Annotated in this window: 14 protein-coding genes and 1 tRNA gene; 7 read left to right on the forward strand and 8 right to left on the reverse strand. The window is 73.0% G+C overall.

The genetic code is table 11. The annotated features are described in order from the left end of the window. The first annotated feature begins 922 nt into the window (after window positions 1-922). The 4 genes from ACIO92_RS17650 (at window position 923) to ACIO92_RS17665 (ending at window position 5148) form a co-directional block, all read left to right on the forward strand. Window positions 923-2461, forward strand: a complete 1539-nt coding sequence (locus ACIO92_RS17650; protein WP_402282186.1) for an FAD-dependent oxidoreductase — start codon at window positions 923-925, stop codon at window positions 2459-2461. 114 nt (window positions 2462-2575) lie between these two features. Continuing rightward, window positions 2576-3298, forward strand: coding sequence for a TetR/AcrR family transcriptional regulator (locus ACIO92_RS17655; RefSeq protein ID WP_366441684.1), 723 nt, complete (start codon window positions 2576-2578; stop codon window positions 3296-3298). Window positions 3299-3580: 282 nt separating this feature from the next. Beyond that, window positions 3581-4738, forward strand: coding sequence for a pyridoxal-phosphate dependent enzyme (locus tag ACIO92_RS17660; protein ID WP_402282184.1), 1158 nt, complete (start codon window positions 3581-3583; stop codon window positions 4736-4738). A gap of 65 nt (window positions 4739-4803) precedes the next feature. Next, window positions 4804-5148: a hypothetical protein gene (locus ACIO92_RS17665; RefSeq protein ID WP_402057511.1), complete on the forward strand. Its 345-nt coding sequence runs from the start codon at window positions 4804-4806 to the stop codon at window positions 5146-5148. A gap of 74 nt (window positions 5149-5222) precedes the next feature. Here ACIO92_RS17665 and ACIO92_RS17670 read toward each other — a convergent pair whose 3' ends face one another. Continuing rightward, window positions 5223-5852 (reverse strand): SRPBCC family protein, encoded by a 630-nt coding sequence (locus tag ACIO92_RS17670; RefSeq protein ID WP_401242508.1) that lies wholly within the window; start codon window positions 5850-5852, stop codon window positions 5223-5225. Window positions 5853-5994: 142 nt separating this feature from the next. Between ACIO92_RS17670 and ACIO92_RS17675 the strand changes: the two genes are divergently transcribed. Beyond that, window positions 5995-6666 (forward strand): TetR/AcrR family transcriptional regulator, encoded by a 672-nt coding sequence (locus ACIO92_RS17675; protein ID WP_402057508.1) that lies wholly within the window; start codon window positions 5995-5997, stop codon window positions 6664-6666. Between the two features lie 181 nt (window positions 6667-6847). Here ACIO92_RS17675 and ACIO92_RS17680 read toward each other — a convergent pair whose 3' ends face one another. Further along, window positions 6848-7696 carry an RNA polymerase sigma factor SigF gene (locus ACIO92_RS17680; RefSeq protein ID WP_366441689.1) on the reverse strand — a complete coding sequence of 283 codons (849 nt, stop codon included), beginning with the start codon at window positions 7694-7696 and terminating at the stop codon, window positions 6848-6850. A gap of 247 nt (window positions 7697-7943) precedes the next feature. Between ACIO92_RS17680 and ACIO92_RS17685 the strand changes: the two genes are divergently transcribed. Then, window positions 7944-8285, forward strand: a complete 342-nt coding sequence (locus ACIO92_RS17685; RefSeq protein WP_366441690.1) for a YkvA family protein — start codon at window positions 7944-7946, stop codon at window positions 8283-8285. Between the two features lie 176 nt (window positions 8286-8461). Here the strand turns inward: ACIO92_RS17685 and ACIO92_RS17690 are convergent, their stop codons facing one another. From ACIO92_RS17690 to ACIO92_RS17705, 4 genes are all read right to left on the reverse strand, one after another. Continuing rightward, complete coding sequence (locus tag ACIO92_RS17690; protein ID WP_401242512.1) at window positions 8462-8830, reverse strand: PRC-barrel domain-containing protein; 369 nt, start codon at window positions 8828-8830, stop codon at window positions 8462-8464. Between the two features lie 220 nt (window positions 8831-9050). After that, the gene (locus ACIO92_RS17695; RefSeq protein WP_402282181.1) at window positions 9051-12113 is read right to left on the reverse strand and encodes a hypothetical protein; all 3063 of its coding nucleotides are present in this window, start codon (window positions 12111-12113) and stop codon (window positions 9051-9053) included. Then, window positions 12114-14006 (reverse strand): HSP90 family protein, encoded by a 1893-nt coding sequence (locus ACIO92_RS17700; protein ID WP_366441693.1) that lies wholly within the window; start codon window positions 14004-14006, stop codon window positions 12114-12116. 351 nt (window positions 14007-14357) lie between these two features. Next, window positions 14358-15335 (reverse strand): hypothetical protein, encoded by a 978-nt coding sequence (locus ACIO92_RS17705; protein ID WP_401242520.1) that lies wholly within the window; start codon window positions 15333-15335, stop codon window positions 14358-14360. Between the two features lie 200 nt (window positions 15336-15535). Here ACIO92_RS17705 and ACIO92_RS17710 point away from each other — a divergent pair. Then, window positions 15536-15609, forward strand: a tRNA-Trp gene (locus tag ACIO92_RS17710). A gap of 106 nt (window positions 15610-15715) precedes the next feature. Here ACIO92_RS17710 and ACIO92_RS17715 read toward each other — a convergent pair. Then, window positions 15716-16357 (reverse strand): DUF1326 domain-containing protein, encoded by a 642-nt coding sequence (locus ACIO92_RS17715; protein WP_366441695.1) that lies wholly within the window; start codon window positions 16355-16357, stop codon window positions 15716-15718. 364 nt (window positions 16358-16721) lie between these two features. Beyond that, window positions 16722-17342, reverse strand: a complete 621-nt coding sequence (locus tag ACIO92_RS17720) for a nitroreductase family protein (protein WP_366441890.1) — start codon at window positions 17340-17342, stop codon at window positions 16722-16724. Between the last annotated feature and the right edge of the window lie 77 nt (window positions 17343-17419).

Genomic DNA, 17419 nt, shown 5'->3' on the forward strand with positions numbered 1-17419 from the left:
ATCGGCGCCCGGTACGAACTGACCAGCCAACGGGTCCACGAAGTCTCCTGACCCGCCTCCGGAACCAGTCACCACTACTGCCCCGCGAACACTCGACCGCCCGGCCTCGCTTGTGGAGCCCCGCGATGTGCTTTGTTCCGCACACGTGGATCGTGTGCCCGGGTTCTCGCAGGCCCACCGATCGCACGGAGAGCCAGCGGCCCCCTCCGCCACCCGGCGGAGTCCGTGGACCGTGGACTCCTGAGCACGGCCCAGGGCGTGGAACACCGGTCCCGGCTCACCGCAGTAGGCCGACAGGACCCCGACCGCGCCCGGATGCGACTCGAACCCGCCCCGCCGCCATCCGCGCGTCACGGTCCGCTCGGCAGCGGGGCCGGTAGGCGGCGGTGCGGTGGAGCGCATTGTCGTACCGCTCGCCGACCCCTCGCACGATGTCCGGCCGACGCGCCTTCGTCCTGCCCGAGTTCGCCCCGTGGGGGGCGATGGCGTCCGGCGGCCCGTGGGCGCCGCCCGGTTCCTCGCCGTCGAGCACGGGCGCATCCTCGTGACAGAACCGCTGGTCGGCCTGGTCCCGGAGGTGCGGACGAAGCGGAAGCCGCGCGTCTCGCGGAGGCCGAAGGACATGCCCGAGTACGAGGCGTCGCCAATGGCCGCCTCCGGGCGCTCGGCGCTGTCGAGGTCGAAGTCGGGGTCGGGGTCGGGGTCGGGGTCGGGGTCGAAGTCGAACAGCGTGTCCGGATCGAACAGGCCGCCGCACCGCTCCCCTTCCGCTCGGCCACCGCCCCTTCGGGCGCCCCCGTGCCGGGTGAGGGGTTCCGCAACGCCCGTCGCCAGGACGGACCCGGGCACCATCTATTTTCGGCTACGGTGTAGCCGTAACAATGCACCGGATCCATCGCCAACGGAGACACGGGGATTCAGCGTGACCGAGAAGCAGCACCGCCACACGTCGTACGACGCGGACGTGATCGTCGTCGGAGCCGGGCCCGTCGGCCTCACCCTCGCCCTGGACCTTGCCCGGCGGGGCATGGCCGTCCGGGTACTGGAGCGCGACCGCGGAACGTTCGAAGGCTCGCGGGCCAAGGGCGTGCAGCCACGCACCCTGGAAGTCTTCGACGACCTCGGCGTGATCGACGCGGCCCGCGCCGCCGGCGGCCCCTACCCGCCGATGGGCCTGCACGTCGGCCCGTTCACCAAGTCCTGGCAGATGCAGCGCCCCGCCCCCGCCGCCGCCACCCCCTACCCCGGAATCCTGCTTCTCCCCCAGTACGCGACGACCGCCCTGCTGTACGCGGCGGCGGTGGTGCACGGCGCCGCGATCGAATTCGGCACCCCGGTCGAGCAGTGCGTCCAGGACGCCGACGCCGCCACCGTCGGGACCACTGACGGCCGACTGCTGCGCGCCCGCTACGTCGTCGGCGCGGACGGCGGGTCCAGCCTGGTCCGCAAGTCGATCGGCGCCGCCTTCGAGGGGAACACCGACGAAGCCGATCGGATGATCATCGCCGACGCACGGATCGACGGGCTCTCCCGCGACCGCTGGCACGTCTGGCCGCGCACCGGTGGACGCTCCACGGCCGCCTGCCCGCTGCCGTCCGGCGACCTGTTCCAGCTGATGATCCCCATCCGGCCGGACGACCCCGCGGACCTCTCCGAGGAAGCCCTGGCCGCCCTGCTGCGACGCCGGGCCGGGCGCTCGCTGCGACTGCACGGCCTGACCTGGGCGTCCGTCTTCCGCCCCAACATCCGCCTGGCCACCCGCTACCGGCGCGGACGGCTGCTCATCTGCGGCGACGCCGCGCACGTGCACACTCCCGCCGGAGCCCAAGGCCTCAACACCGGCGTCCAGGACGCCTACAACCTCGGCTGGAAGCTCCACCAGGTACTGGCAGGCGCCCCCGACACCCTGCTCGACAGCTACGAGGGGGAGCGTCGCCCGGTCGCGGCGAAGGTCCTCGGCCGCTCCACCGAGCTGTACGCCGGGCTCAAGCGGCCCGCCGTCCGCGCCCTGTCGCGGGGCGACGACGAGCGTCAGCTCGGCCTGTCCTACTTCGGCGGCCCCCTCGCTCCCCTAGCAGGCCAGGTCACCGACGCCCTGCGCCCCGGCGACCGCGCCCCGGACGCCCCCGCCCCGGACGGCGCCCGGCTCTTCGACCTCTACCGCGGCCCCCAGTTCACCGCTCTCGCCTTCGGCCACCACGCCGCCGAGACGCTCGCCGCCCTCCCGTGGCCCACCACGGGCGCGGCGCTCCACCGGCACACCCTCCTGAAGACCGTCACGGCCCGCACCCCGGACGAAGAAGCCCTCCTGAGCGCCTACGGCATCACCACCGACACCCTCGTCCTGGTCCGTCCCGACGGCTACATCGGCCACGTCCTTCGGCCGGACGCCGCCCCGGCCCCCGGCCACGACCTCCTCGACGCCCTCCAACGGCTCGCCCCGCCCCGCCACACCGTCTGAACGACACCGCCGGGAACAGCACACCGCGCGTTCCCGGCGCCGGGCGGCCCACTACCGTGGGGCCCGCCCGTCGAACGCTCACGGGCCCAGGCTCCGCGAGGCAAGGAACACCGCATGACGACCACCTCCGCACACAGCGGCGGTCCCTCCCCCGCGCCCGGAAGTCCCGCCTGGTGGCTCGCCCGGCCCGCCGCCCCCGACACGGCCCGCCGGGGCAGGGGACGCCCCGCCCTCGATGCCGCCCGCATCGTCGCCACGGCACTGCGGCTGATCGACGAGCACGGTGTGGACGCCTTCTCGCTGCGTATGCTCGCCGACACCCTCGGCTCCAGCACCGCCACCCTCTATCGGCACTTCGCGAACAAGGACGAGATCATCACCCTCGTCGTCGACCTCGCCCTGGGCGAGGTCGACACCGCCTCTCCCGCGTCGTCGGGCGGCTGGCAGGATGTGCTCGCCGCCATGGGGCACGGCCTGCGCGCCGCTCTGCTGCGACACCCGGACCTGCTGCCCGCACTCATCGCGCACGTCCCCTTGGGCCCCAACGCGCTCGCCCAGCGCGAACGCGTCCTCGCCGCGCTCCTTGACGCGGGACTGCCCCCGGAACTCGCGGCCCGCGCCTTCACCGCCGTCGGCCACTACGTCATCGGCTTCGCCGTCCAGCAGCGCGAACCCGACGGGCCGCCACTCGCCGACTTCTACCGTCGGCTCGACCCGTCCACCCACCCGGCCATCTCCGGCACCGCCCACAGCCTGACCTCGGTCGCCACCGACGACGAGTTCGTCTTCGGCCTGAACCTGCTCCTCGACGGCCTCACCCGACAGACGGCCCCCTGACCGCCGCAGGTCCCGCCACGGCAAGCCAGCCCGGTCCGTCGCCGGGACCGGCCGACCGTCGCGTTCACGCTCCTCCCGGTGATCTCGTCCGCTCCGGGAGCACGGGCGCTCAGGGTCGGGAAGCCCGTCAGGACAGCCGTCGGCAGACGCTGAAGTGACCGTGTTCCGCCGTACAAGGAGCGTGAGAGGGACCAAGGTCCTTTGTTCCCGCTCATCGGGTCGGGAAGGGTGGAGCACGTATGTCACCTTGACAGCTTCCGCCCCTCTGGAAACCTGTCGCCCATGACGACCGTCCGCCCTGCCGCCCCCGCCTATCTCGACGAGCGCTCCGGCCGCACCTACCCCCTCACCGACCCGCACCGCTGGCGCGGCGACGACGGGACACCCCTGACCGTCACCCCACTCACCGGGCTCGCCCCCGCCGACGTGGACACCTCCCGCCGCTCGCTCTGGCGTTACCGGGCCGCCTTCCCCCCGCTCCTGGCCCCCGTCACCCTGGGAGAGGGCCACACCCCGCTCCTGGGGGGCGAATGGGACGGCGTGCCCGTCTCGTACAAGACGGAGTGGGCCAACCCGACCGGGAGCTTCAAGGACCGCGGTGCCAGCCTGCTGGTCTCCTACCTCGCCCATCACGGCGTCACCGAGATCATCGAGGACAGCTCGGGCAACGGCGGCTCGTCGATCGCCGCGTACTGCGCCGCCGCGGGCATCCGTGCCCGGGTCCTCGTCCCCGAGCACACCTCACCCGCCAAGATCGTCCAGACCCGGGCGTACGGCGCGGAGATCGAGTGCGTCCCCGGTGACCGCGACGCCACCGCGGCCGAGGCCGTACGCCGAGCCGAGGCCGGTGCGGTCTACGCGGGCCACAACTGGCACCCGTACTTCCTCCAGGGCACCAAGACCCTCGCCTACGAGATCTGGGAGGACCTCGGCTTCCGCGCCCCCGACAACGTGGTCACCGTCGCCGGCGCGGGCAGCACCGTCCTCGGCTGCGCGATCGGCTTCGGGGAACTGCTGGCGGCGGGCCGCATCGACCGGCTGCCGCGCCTGCTGGTGGCCCAACCGGCCCACTGCGCCCCGCTGTACGCGTCCTTCCGCGCCGGAGCCGAGACGGAGGTCCCCGTCGACACGGCCCCGACGATCGCCGAGGGCACCGCGATCCGTCGTCCCGTACGCCTCCCGGAAGTGCTGCGCGCGATCCGCGCCTCGGGCGGCGACATGCTCGCGGTCCCGGAGCGGTCCATCGAGAAGGCCGTCCTGGGACTGGCCCACAAGGGCCTGTACGCGGAACCCACCAGCGCCACGGCAGCCGCCGCCGTCACCGGCTTCGCCCGGCGGGGCGTGATCGCACCGGGCCAGGACACGGTCGTCATCCTCACCGGCTCGGCCCTGAAGACGGCTCCGGCGATGGAGCGCCTGATCGACGGAGCCCCACGCTGACCGGCCCCGTGCCGCCTCCCCGGCGCTCGGGGAACCGGCGGCCCGTACCGCCTTCCGCGACCAGGGTGGCGTGGACGGAGACGGCGGAATCTTCCGGCGTCGCCCATCGGTACGGCGTCATCGGCGCTCTGCTGGGGGCGGGCGTCGATCCGGCCCGGACCGAGGTGTTCCACGATCCCGAGGGCGGCGGCGTCTACTGGGTCGTCACCCTGGGCGGCGGGCACACGGCCGTTCTGACCGACGACACCGAGGAACACGTGGGCCACCTGGAGGGACCCTGGCCGTTCAAGGCCCTGTTCCTCGGTCCGGAGGGCATCCGTACGAAGATCGGTCCTTCGATCGATGACCTCACGGCTGACGTCGCCAGGTGGCACGCCGAGACCGTCGGGCCCCGGGACGAATCCCGCTGACGCACTGCCACACCCGCGGCGACCACAGGACCCGCCACGGCCGAGACCCTCTGAGCGGCGAACCGCGGGGCGCCTCAGCGCGTGTCGTGGTGGGGCGCGCGGGCTTCGGCGGCGGTCTTCAGGTCGCGCAGCCAGGCTTCGAGGCCCTCGCGCAGCAGCGCCGTCGCGAAGGGGACGTTCGCCTCGACCTCGGCTCCGGTGTGGGTCTCCTCGGTGCTCACCCGGACGCCTCCCCCGACCGGGGTGAAGGTCCACACGTGGACCCCGTGGATGAGGAGCCCCTCGCCGGTCGCGGGTCCGGTCCAGCGGACGCAGGAACGGCGCTCGATCTGCCGGACGGTCGAGGTGATGTCCAGACGCGTGGCGGGGGTCGCCGGGTTCGGGGGGATCGGCGTCGTCCACCGGAAGGCCGCACCGGGGCGGAGGGGGCCGTGGCCGAGGCGCTCCACGGAGGTGACGGGCCGCTGCCAGGCCGGCCAGCGCTCCACGTCCGTCTGCAGTTTCCAGATGACGGACAGCGGGGCGTCGATGACGGTCTCGGCCCGGTGCCGGACCAGGGCCCCGGGGTCGACGCCCTGGCCCCGGCAGGTGAGGGGGCGGTCCGGGCGCGGGGCGGCGGAGCCGGTGGCCCCGGCGGGGGCGGCGGTGCCGAGGAGGCCGAGGACGACCGGAACGGTCACGAAGGCGGCGCGAAGGGGGGACATGGGGTTCTCCTCCGAGGTAGATAGAAGCTCATGCGTTCGTTAGAAGTTGTAACGCACGCCCGGATGAAGGGTCAACAGGTCCGTGATAACTTCTCACTCGCACATGAGGGTGTAGCCGAATGTGGAGGGGTGGAGGACGACGATGGCGACGACGGACACGAACACGCCGAGGGAGCGGTACCGGGCCCAGGTGCGGGCGGAGATCACCCGGCACGCCTGGGAACAGATCGCCGTCGCGGGCGCGTCGGCCCTCTCCCTCAACGCCATCGCCAAGCGGATGGGCATGAGCGGACCCGCGCTCTACCGCTACTTCGCCAGCCGCGACGACCTGATCACCGAACTCGTCCGCGAGGGCTACCGGAGCCTCGCCGACACCCTCGACCGCGCCGCCGGGGACGACGCCGGTCTCTCCGGTCTCGCGCACGCCCTGCGCGACTGGGCGCTGAAGGACCCCCAGCGGTACTTCCTCGTCTACGGCACCCCCGTCCCCGGCTACCACGCGCCCCCGGACATCACCGCGGTCTCGGCCGAGATCATGACGACCCTCCTCGACGCGTGCGCCGCACTCCCCCAGGACGGGACTCCGGGCGACGGCCCCGCCGCCGAGGCCCTCCGGGCCCATCTGGAGGAGCACCGCGAGTGGACGGCCGGGCACCCCGCCCCGCCCGGTGCGCTCCACCGCTTCCTGATCCTCTGGACCCGTCTGCACGGCGTCCTGTCCCTGGAACTCGCCGGGCACTTCACCGGCATGGGCATCGACCCCGCCCTGCTCTACGCGGCCGAACTCGACGGGGTCCTGGCGCTCCGGGCCTGAGCCGCCCCGCCGAGGCCGGACCCGCGGCCGCACCGCCCCGCGCGGATCGCTCCCGCACGGATCCCACCGCACGCGGAGCGGCCCCACCGGTACGTCACCGGTGGGGCCGCTCGGTCGAAGGCATCCTGCCCGTAGGGCTCCGTAGGGCTCCGTGTGGCTCCGTGTGGTCCGGCCGGGGGGCCTACGACTCGTCGAGCATCCCGCCGCGCAGGCGCTCCAGGGCGCGGGAGAGCAGGCGGGACACGTGCATCTGGGAGATGCCGAGTTCCTCGCCGATCCGTGACTGCGTCAGTTCCTCGACGAAGCGAAGGTGCAGGATCCGGCGGCTGCGCTCGTCGAGCCGGTCGAGGAGCGGCGCCAGCGTGTGGAAGTCCTCGAAGAGTTCGAGTGCCGGGTCCTCCACCCCGATGAACTCGGCGAGCGGAGCGGTGTCGTCCTCGCCCTCGGCGCCGAGGGAGGCGTCCAGCGAGGTGGAGTTGTACCCGTTGGCGGCGATCCGCGCCTCGATCACCTCGCCCTCGGAGAGGTCCATCAGGGCCGCCAGCTCCGCCACCGTCGGCGCGCGCCCGAGTCGGGAGCTCAGCTCCTCGGTCGCCTTGGCCAGCTCCACCCGGGCCTCCTGGAGTCGGCGCGGTACGTGGACGGCCCAGGACGTGTCGCGGAAGAACCGTTTGATCTCACCGACGATGTAGGGGATGGCGAAACTGGTGAACTCGACCCCCCGGGCGAGGTCGAAGCGGTCGATCGCCTTGATCAGACCGATGGTGCCGACCTGGACGATGTCCTCCATCTCGTCGCCGCGGGCACCCCGGAAGCGGCCCGCCGCGTAGCGGACGAGCGAGGTGTTCATCTCGATCAGCGTGTTGCGCGCGTACTGGTACTCGGGTGTCCCCTCCTCCAGGACGGTCAGTCTGTCGAAGAACAGCTTCGACAGTTCGCGCGCGTCCTTGGGAGCGACCTTGCGGGGAGAGTCGAGTACGGGGAGGTCCTCCGTACCCGTCTCGGTTCCGGTCCTCGTGTCCGTCGTCACCGCGGTCGGCACTTTGATGACCTTCTCTCGTCTGTGGCAGGCGTTGTCCCGTTGAGGCCTCCGCCTACCCCCGCGTCCCCGGAACATGCCCACGAGATCGGTGGGACGGGGTGGACCCCTGCCCGCCGGGCCGCCGGACTTCGCGGTCACGCCCTCGGGGCCGTACCCTCCGAAGGCCGGGAGGCCGGGCGAAGCCACCGGCCGCGGGGCTCGGTCGGCACCGGAACGTCATGGGCAGGAGAGCGGCATGGAGAAGGATCTCTGGCTCGTCGTGGGGCTGGTTCTCGTGCTCGTCGGGGCGGGGGTGGCGGCCGTTCTGCTGGTACGGGTCTTCCGGGCCCGCAAGCTGCTGCTGGCCGCCGGTGTCCCGCTGCGGAACAAGGCGCTGTTCTACGCGGCGGTCGTCTACACGATCTCGCCGGTCGACCTGATTCCCGACCCGGTCTACCTGGACGACATCGGTGTGCTCCTGGTCGCCCTCCGGGCCCTGCACGCGGCTGCCGCCAGGAGCGGAGTGGTCACGAAGAAGCCCGCCGCCGAGCCGGAGAGCCGGATCGGCGGTCCGGCGAGGGTTCCGCCTCCCCAGTGACGGCGTCCGCCGGTCGGGCGGCGGACGACCGGCGGGCGGCGGACGACCGGCGGGCGGGTCGGCGCGGGCCGGATCGGCACGAAGGCGGAGTCGGCACGGGCGTGAGGCCCCGGACCCGACAGGTCCGGGGCCTCACGGGTGGCACGGGGCCTCAGAAGGGGCGCGGGGATCCTCACTCAGAGGAGGCGACCGCCGAAGGGGCCGCCCAGGCCGTAGTACGCGGTCAGCTCGTCGCGGTAGCCGGGCTCACCGAGGTGCTTCTCTCGGTGGAACTCGGGAGCGTCCTTGATCTGCGCCTTGGTCCGGTCGACGAAGACCTTCCGGTCGTCCAGGTCGATCCGCACCACGGTGCTCGCCGGAAGAAGGACCTCCCTGCCGAAGATCCAGGGGCCGGTGTCCACGACGAGATACGCGTCGTCCACCTCCTCGGAGTGCTTGTCCACCTTCCCGATGCCACCGTCGAGCGCCTCGACCTTGTAGCCGCTCAGGTCGGTACCGGCCAGATGGCCCGCGGTCGGCTGGTAGTTCCACAGGTGCTCAGTCACACGAAACAACTCCTCCGGTGGTCGAAGGACGGCCCGTGCTGCCGCCGTCCTCCCTTTCCGTTCCTCGTACGGGGCGGAACGCGTTCCGCCCCGGGCTCCGCCTGCCCGGCCCGCACCGATCCATTCCCCTCCGCCCCGAAGAAGCGGTGGGGCGGGCCGGGCCGGACGGCGGGGGCCCTGTGGTGCCGGTCCCCCGGGCCACCCGTCGTCCGGGGCCTTCTCAGCGCGAGCGGAACTGCCGCGACAGGGCGTCCAGGACGTCGGCCGCCTCCTCGTGGCCCGTCATCCGGCAGCGGGCCGCCGCCTCGGTGAGGCGGGCGACGGCCGCGTCGACGCGTTCCAGACCGTTGCCCTCGATCAGGGCGGCCAGGCGGACCGCCTCGGCGCGGGGCAGTTCACCGTCTCCGCCGCCCTCCTCGTGGGCGGCGACGGCCGCCTCCGCCTCGGGCAGGGCCTCCTCGAAACGCTCGGCCACCGACAGGACGCGGGCGCGCCGGTAGTGGACCTCGCCGCGCTCGAACCAGGCGGCGAAGCCGTCGTCGTCGGGCACGGCCGCGAGCACCGCGTCGGCCCGCGCCAGGTGTTCAAGGGCCGTGTCCACGCCCTCGGTCTCGCGGGCCAGCACCGCCAGCCGGGCGAACTCGCGCATCATCAGGGCGATCTGCGGCGGGTTCGGGGCCTCGGCGTGTGCGGCGACGGCCCGCTCGTACACGATGGTGGCGGCGTCCCAGCGGTCGGCCAGGGCCAGGGCCGTGGCCGCCTCGGCCGCGACCAGGGTGAGGATCGGCCGGTCCTGCTCCGGCCAGTCGGCGACGGTGTCGGCGAGCACCAGCAGCTGCTCGGCCGCCGGGAGGTACTCCTCCAGGTCGCGCAGTCCCCTGCCGAAGTCCAGACGGGCCTGGGCGAGGGCGCGCTCGTCCAGTCCGGCGGTCTCCTCGTCGGCGAGCACGGATTCGAGGACGGCCACGGCGTCGGCCCGCTGTCCGGAGCGGGAGAGGACGCCCGCCAGCTGGAGACGGGCCTCCGTGGCGCCCCGGGCATCCTCTTCCTGGTCGAAGCGGGCCGCGGCCTCCGAGAGGTGCCGGACCGCGCCGGAGGGATCTCCGAGGTGCGTGGAGGCATGGCCGAGCAGCATGTACGTCGAGGCGTACGCGAAGGTCGTGTCGTCGTGGGCGACGGCGTCTGCGAGGGCTCCGTGGAGGAGTTCCACGGCCTCCTGCGGCCGTTCCAGGCCGAGCAGCACCTGGGCGAGGAGGGCACTCGGGCGGGGCCTGCGCCAGGGGCGTCCGGCGGCTTCGATCTTCTCCAGCGCGGCACGGAGTTCCCGCTCGGCGCCGGTCGGGTCACCGCTCCGCCAGGCGAGCTCCGCGCGGAGCTGGTGGACGTTGGCGGCCTGGTGCGGATGTCCGAGCCGCTCCGCCTCGGTGTGGAGGAGCGTCGCGTACTCCTCGAAGCGGCGCCGGAGGTCCTCGGTGCCGGACGCCGTGGACCCGGCCGCCCCCTCGGGGGCCTCCTCGCCGCCGTGTCCGGCCCGCCCCTGCGCGTCGAGGAGTTCCCGGCAGGCGACGGAGGTGGCGCAGTAGCGCACGGCGAGGTAGCCGAGGGCGCGTTCGACGCGCAGGTCGGCCCCGTACGCCGCCTCCCCCTCGCCGAGCGCCTCGCCGTCGAGGGGAACGTCGACGAGCAGCTTCTCCGTCCCGCTCAGCAGGTCGGCGAGGGCCTCCCGGACCTCGGTCCAGTCGGCGGGGCCCCCGCCGACGGCGGAGTCGGCCCCGGAGTCGGTCGCGGAGTCGTCCTCGGGGTCGGCGGTGCTCCGGAGCGTCGTGCCGACGAGGAGGAGGGCCCGTCCGGAAAGCGCGTGCCAGGGCATCCGGAGGCGCTCGAACCGTTCGATCGTGTCCGCGAGCGCGGCGGCCCGCTCGTCCCTCTGCCCCTCCCTCCAGAGGTCGTGGGCGCGCTGCTCGGCTGTCTCGGCGTGGAGCAGTTCCACCGGACCGGTCTCGTCCCCGGCGACGGCGGGGTCCTCGGCGAGGCGTTCGTCGATCCGCTTCCAGAGGCGGGCGGCGCCGGGGTTCCCTTCGCGCGCCAGGCGGCGGGCCTCCCGGACGAGCGTGCCGAAGTTCCCGGGCAGCTCGGCGGGGGCGGCGGCGGGCGCGGCGACCGGGGCGAGGCCGCTCGTGGCGGCGCGCAGGCCGAGCGGCAGCGGCTCGTCGAGCAGGGGGCGCCGGTCGAGCCGGGCGCGGCGGGCGTCGCCGACCGCGCTCGTGCCGTTGCGGGCGTCGAAGGCGGCGGCCAGGGCTTCGGCCTCGGTCCGTACGTGGGCGAGGAGTCCGGCGGCGGTCCAGGTGCGGCCGGGCGGGCCCGCGACGGCGGTGTCGTCGTGGCCCGCCGCGGTGAGGCGGGCGAGGAGGACCTCGACGCCGGTGAGGAAACCGAGGTGGGAGTGGGGTGCCGCGGTCGCCTCGAAGAGGGAACGGTTCTCCGCGAGGATCTCCAGGCCCCGGCCCTCGTTGCGGGAGAGGGCGCAGAACTCCAGGTGGAGCCCGACCTCTTCCTGTGTGCCGGTGCCGCCGCGGACCTTGCGGTAGCCGGTGAGGTGGTGGGACCGGGCCTCGTCGGTGCGGCCGGACCGCAGCAGCGGGAGAAGGGCGCGGGCCTGGCTCGCCTGCGGTTCCTCCTCGCAGCTCTGGAGTCCTTCGAGGACCGGCCGCCAGGTTTCCAGGGCGGCGGTGTCGTCGCCCTGGTCGGCCCGGTGCCGGGCGTGCTGGCGGATCTCGCACGCCTCGCAGTCGCTGAGGCCGGTGCGGGGCCGGGTGGCCCAGAGGTCGTACGCGTCGGTGGCGCCGGTGCCGGTGTGCTCGGCGACGCGGTAGCGCATCGCGGCCACCGGCTGGATGCCGTGGTCCGCCTCCTCGTACCGCTCGCGCATCCGGTCGATCCAGCCGTGCACGGTGGCCAACGGCATCTCGGGCACCTGGAGGAGGGAGGTCGTGACCCATTTGAAGCGCCAGAAGACCTGGTGGCCCTCCCATTCGCTGAACAGCTCGGGGTCGGTGTCCCAGAGTTTCAGGAGGCGGGCGAAGGTGACGGGGGACTTGCGGTGTTCGCCGGTGAACTCGTACGCCGTCATGAGTTCGAGGAGGGCGGTGACGAGGACGTCCTGCTTCTCGAACGCCTCGGCGGCCTCGACGAGTTCTTCGGCGGTGACGGTGCGCGGCAGTCCGTGGGGGCGGTCGTGGTTCTCGCGGAGCGCCTCGACGACGGCCTCGGGGGTGTCCAGCATCTACGATTCCTTCCGCGGCTCGGTGTCGGTGCCCGTGGTGCCGGGGGTCGTCCCGCCGGGGTCCGTCGTGCCGGTGTGGTGCATGGCGTGGGTGAGCAGGCCGATGAAGGCCCGGTTGAGCAGGGCGCTCTCGCTGGCGCGCAGCGGGCGCCGGCTGAGGAGCAGGGCCTGTCCGTAGAGGGCCTCGGCGGTGGTGACGGCGAGGCCGCGTTCACCGATCGTGAGGGCCTGGCGGACCAGCGGGTTGAGGTGGTTGAGGACGAGCTGGGCGCGCGGGGTGTCGTCGCGCAGGGAGCCGAGGATGTCGGCCCACAGTCCGTCGCTCTCGGCCGCGAGACCGGAGCGGGTGCGCTCGTGGCGGGCGTCGCGGTTGTCGAGGAGCAGCGCGGGCGCGCTGACGGGCTGGAAGTCGCGCAGGACGACGTCGCAGTCGTGGACGCCGATGGTTTCGCGGGCGACGGCGAGGAAGGCTGCGGCGCGGAGTTCGGCGGCGGGGGCGACGGCGTCGAGATGGGCGGTGACGGTGGCCGGGTCGAGGTCGGCGACGGAGGTGCCGGGGCGGATCTCGGGCAGCCGGTGGACGAGGTCGCGGTCGTAGGTGTAGCCGCCGTTGACGACGCCGAGTCCGGCGGCCGAGGCGATGGGCGCGACCTGCCGGAACTCCTCGACGCTCCGGGTGACGAGGAGGGTGGGGTGGGTGCGGGCGAACTCCTCCAGGGTGACGTTTCCGTCGGTGGTCTCGAAGGGCAGCCAGGGCAGCACGATCCGCAGGAGTTCGTCGTCGTGGCGGGCGAGTGCCTTCACCGCGAGGTGGTGGGTGTCGACGAAGCGGTGCAGGAGGGCCGGGTCGCTCGCGGCGAGGCCGGTGAGCCAGTCGCGGATGCGGTCGCCGAGGGCGTCCCGTACGGCGGACAGCGTGCCGTCCTCGTAGAGCGATTCGCGGGAGGCGGTCGGCCGCAGGCTGGTGGTGTCGACGACGCAGCGCACGAAGAACGCCCACTCGGGGAGGAGTTCGGGTGCCTGGTCGGTGAGGAGCATCCCCTTGAGGTGGACGCGGTGGCCTGCGCGCTGGGCGGGACTGACGGCGGTGGGCAGGACGTAGGCGACGCCGCGCAGACCTGCCGCCGGGAGGTCCAGTTCGATGGTGTCGAGCGGGGTGAAGTCGAAGAGGGTGCGGCAGTAGGCGGTGAAGGCCTCGCGTCGGCCGAGCGGCGAGCGGTGGTTCCGCTCCCAGGGCGGCGCCTCGTTGACGCGGTGGCCCTCGCCTCGCGGGCCGACGACGGTGACCTCGTGGCGGAGCAGACCGCCGTAGTGGCGGGCTAGGGAGACGACCCGGTCCGGGGCCGTCCACTCGGCGTTGTCGGCGCGGGGGACGAGCTTCACCGTGGTGCCGGGCTCGGGCAGGGTGTCCGAGGGCAGTGTGCGGATGGTGTAGCGGCCGTCGGAGTGGCCGCGCCATTCGACGGTGGGCGCGGCCGGGTCGGCGGCGGACCGGCTGAGGACGGTGATGTCGTCGGCGACGACGAAGCAGGCGAGCAGGCCGATGCCGAACTGGCCGATGAACTCGCCCCGGGCCGCGTCGAGTCCGGCGCCGTCGAGGCCGCCCCCGGCGGTCCGCTTGGAGCTGCGGCCGATGGTGGCGAGGAACCGGTGGACATCGGCCTCGGTCAGCCCGATGCCGGTGTCGGTGACGGTGAGGGTGTCCCCGGTGCGGACGGTGATCGTGCCGGGCGCGTCGGGGTCGAGGGCCTGCCGGGCGGTGATGGCGTCGACGGCGTTCTGGAGCAGTTCGCGCAGGTAGACGCGGGGGCTGGAGTAGAGGTGGTGGGAGAGCAGGTCGACCAGGCCGCGCAGATCGACCTGGAAGGTGTGTGCGGTCTCGGAAGGGGACACCTGGAGCGGTCCTTCGATGCGCGTCCGCGCGCTGGTCGGCGCGGACGGATGGGCGGGTGAGTGGGAGGGAAGGAGGGAGGGAGCTGGGGGCCTTGCGGTCGCGGTCACCGGATGCGCGCGGACCTGGACGCCGTACGGGTTCGAGTGCCGGACGGGCGGCCCCCGGGGCCTCCTGGACGCGAGTGCCGTACGGGATCGGATGCCGTACGGGATCGAGTGCCTTACGGGATCAGGCGCCGTACGGGACCCGGTGCCGTACGCGTCGGTGCGGCGGCCGGTGGGGCCTGCCGGGGCCGGGGCGGCCGTCGGCCGGGCGCGGGCTGCGGGACCGGTGACGGCCCCGCCCTCTCCTCAGCGTCCGGTGTGGTTCTGGTGGCGGCGGTAGGCCTTCACCGGGTCGGAACCGTCGATGTAGTACCAGGGGAACTCGGTGACGGCGCCCCGAGTGGCCCGGAAGCACTCCCGCGCGGAGACGGCGTCCCCGGCGAGGGAGAAGGCCATGGCGAAGGTGTTGTGGACCTGGAGCCGGCCGGGTCCTTCGACGAAGTCCGGGTGCCGGTAGGAGTGTTCGGCGGCCTCCCGCAGGGAGAGGAGGACCTCGGGGTCACGGATGTAGCGGGCGTCGTCGCCCGCGTCGAGGGCGAGCCAGTGCTCCAGGTGGGCGACGGCGACGAGCTGCCCGAGCGAGGTGCCTCCGGGGGCCCCGAAAGCGGACTCGCGGGCGAAGGCGTGCATCTCCGCGTGCGAGCCGCCCCACTTGTCGCAGACCTGCTGGAGCTGCTGCTGGTGCGCGCGCAGGTGGTACGGGGCCCGGCGCACGGCGGCCTCGAAGCGGCGGCGGGCGACCTCCTGGCCGACCTGGAGGCCACGGCCGGTGACCTGGAGGCCGTACCAGGGCGAGATCCAGCCCGGTTCACGCTCGGCCACCTCGTACAGCCATTCCTCGGCCTGGGCGAGACGCTCGTGGAAGACCTTGAACTGTTCACGGGAGACGTGCTGGGCGCGGGCGCCCGTGCGGGCCTCCCAGCCCCAGCTGATGTGGCGAATGGCGGCCACGAGGACCGGCAGGACCGCGTCCGGGTCGGCCGCCCGGACATCGGCTATCCACCGCTCCGCGCCGACGGCGTCCCCGACGGCCCACAGCAGACCCGTACGGTCCTCGCTCTCGGGCCGCGCTTCGAGGATCTCCCGCACGGTGGTCCAGTCCCCGGCGTCCGCGGCCCCCCGGACGCGTTCCGCCTCCGGATCCCCGGAATTCCTGTCGAGCCGTGCGACGGACAGTCCCGTCCATCTCCCCAGCGTGAGCCCCATGTCCCGGAGCAACGCCATGTCCCCACCCCTTGCCGTGTTTCGGACGGGATGGCTGATGATCGTTCCACCCCGTGGGTGTAGTGACTATCACGCCGGACCGACAGCCGCATCTCCGAATGCGCCGGGGCGTGTCCCGTCTGACCGGCGGCGATCCCGTGGGGCGCGAAGAATTCGCTGGCGCCGTGGGGCGCGACGGCGGGAGACTGAGGGCGTGCCGAAGGGGTGTAGCTCAGCCGGTCAGAGCGCCGGTCTCCAAAACCGGATGCCGCAGGTTCGACTCCTGTCACCCCTGCCCAAAGAAGCCGGTGCACCCGTGGGTGCGCCGGCTTCCGTGATCGACGCGGCGGAACCCGGCCACGGGGGCCCCCCGTGCCCGTGCGGCGCGCCGCACGGGCGGTTCAGGTGGTCGGGCGCCAGTCGAACGGGAAGTGCTTGCTCGATCCGCCCCGGTACTGCCGTGAGAAGTCGAAGCCCTCGACCTGGTCCGCCGTGACGACGCCCCATGTGGCGACCTGGCCCGGACCGACCTCCGCGCCGGGGGCGTTGATCAGCTGCACGCGCCGGGACGGATCGGCCGTGGGGCCCGTCAGCGCCTTGGCGCCCACCTCCACCACGTCCGGCACGCTGGCGCGCCAGTACTCCAGGTCGGGTGCCGCCTCGAAGACGATGGGGGCGTACTTGACCTCGCGCACCTCGCCGATCAGGGAGCCGAACGTGCCCGGCCATCCGCCGACGTTCCCCCGGAAGATCTCCTCAAGGGCGTCCCGTTGGGAAGGCGTGCCCTTCGCGTCGATGTAGAACATCACGCTCATCGAGGATTGCGTGTTCTCCTCCCACATGTTTCCGGAGAACTCTCCCAGGGCCACGACCGCCAGACCGTCCAGGCGTTCGTCCTCGAAGTGGCCTTCCTCGATGTGCCAGACGAGGGTGAAAAGGCATGAGCCGTGGGTGGGCGCCTGGGCGAAAGTGCACGGGCATGGCAGGGAGCAGCTGCACACGTCGAACCACTCGCCCTTGATGTGCCAGTTTCCTGTGTTCATGCACGTCACCTTCCCTGTACCCCCCAGGGGTATGCAAGCCCGCTGGTTCGGCCGACCCTAACCGGCCACGACCACTCCGCTTCCTTCGAGGAACCAAAACCGCACACCCGCGCGAATCATTCGAGCCGGGACCCGAGCCGAAGTCACTGGAGTGTCCGCCCCTTTCTTCTCTGCGCGGTCGAAACCAGGGGGCGGTTCAGGACAGCGCGCCCGCCCTCCATTCGAACGGGACGCCGAATGGAGACCGGCTTCGCGTCGCGGGGGAAAGAGGAGAAGCCGCCGGGGGATTGTCCGAAGAGCACCGAGCGGAGGCGGAAAGGCCGCCCCGTGTCTCCCCGCACGGAGCGGCCTTTCCGCCGTCAGGTCACAGCCGTACCATCACCTCTTCCAGGGGTTTGCGGTGGATGTCGGGCACCTGCGCGTCGTGGGCCGGATAGCCGACCGGGATCACATAGGCCGCCCGCTCCTCCGGAGGACGGCCGCAGACCTCGTTCAGGAAACGCATCGGGCTCGGGGTGTGGGTGAGCGTCGCCAGACCCGCCTGGTGGAGCGTGGCCAGGAGCAGGCCCACGGCGATGCCGACCGATTCCTTGGTGTAGTAGGGGCGCGGTGTGCCGGGCCCCTTGTGGACCTCGAAGACGACGATCACCGCGGGGGCGATCTCGAGGAACGGCTTGCTCCAGTCCGTGCCCAGCGGTGCCAGTGCCTCCAGCCACTCGTCGGAGGCCCGGCGGGCGTAGAACTCCCGCTCCTCCTCCTCGGCCGCCTCGCGCAGCCGCCGTTTGCGCTCCGGGTCGGTCAGGACGACGAAGCGCCACGGCTGGACGTTCGCCCCGCTGGGCGCGGTGGCGGCGGTGCGGACCGCGAGTTCCACCACGCCCTCGGGCAGGGGACGGTCGCAGAAGTCGCGCACGGTACGGCGACGGGTCATCACCTCGTGGAACGTTCGGGCCCGTTCCTCGGCCTCCCCGGCCGGTACGGTCATCGGCCGGTGCGGAACAGTGGCGTACGCCAGGCTGCCGCCCGACGTCCCGTTCGACCCCTGCGGGTCCCTCGGTCCCT

This window comes from Streptomyces sp. NPDC087215 (genome assembly GCF_044744885.1).
Taxonomy (GTDB): domain Bacteria; phylum Actinomycetota; class Actinomycetes; order Streptomycetales; family Streptomycetaceae; genus Streptomyces.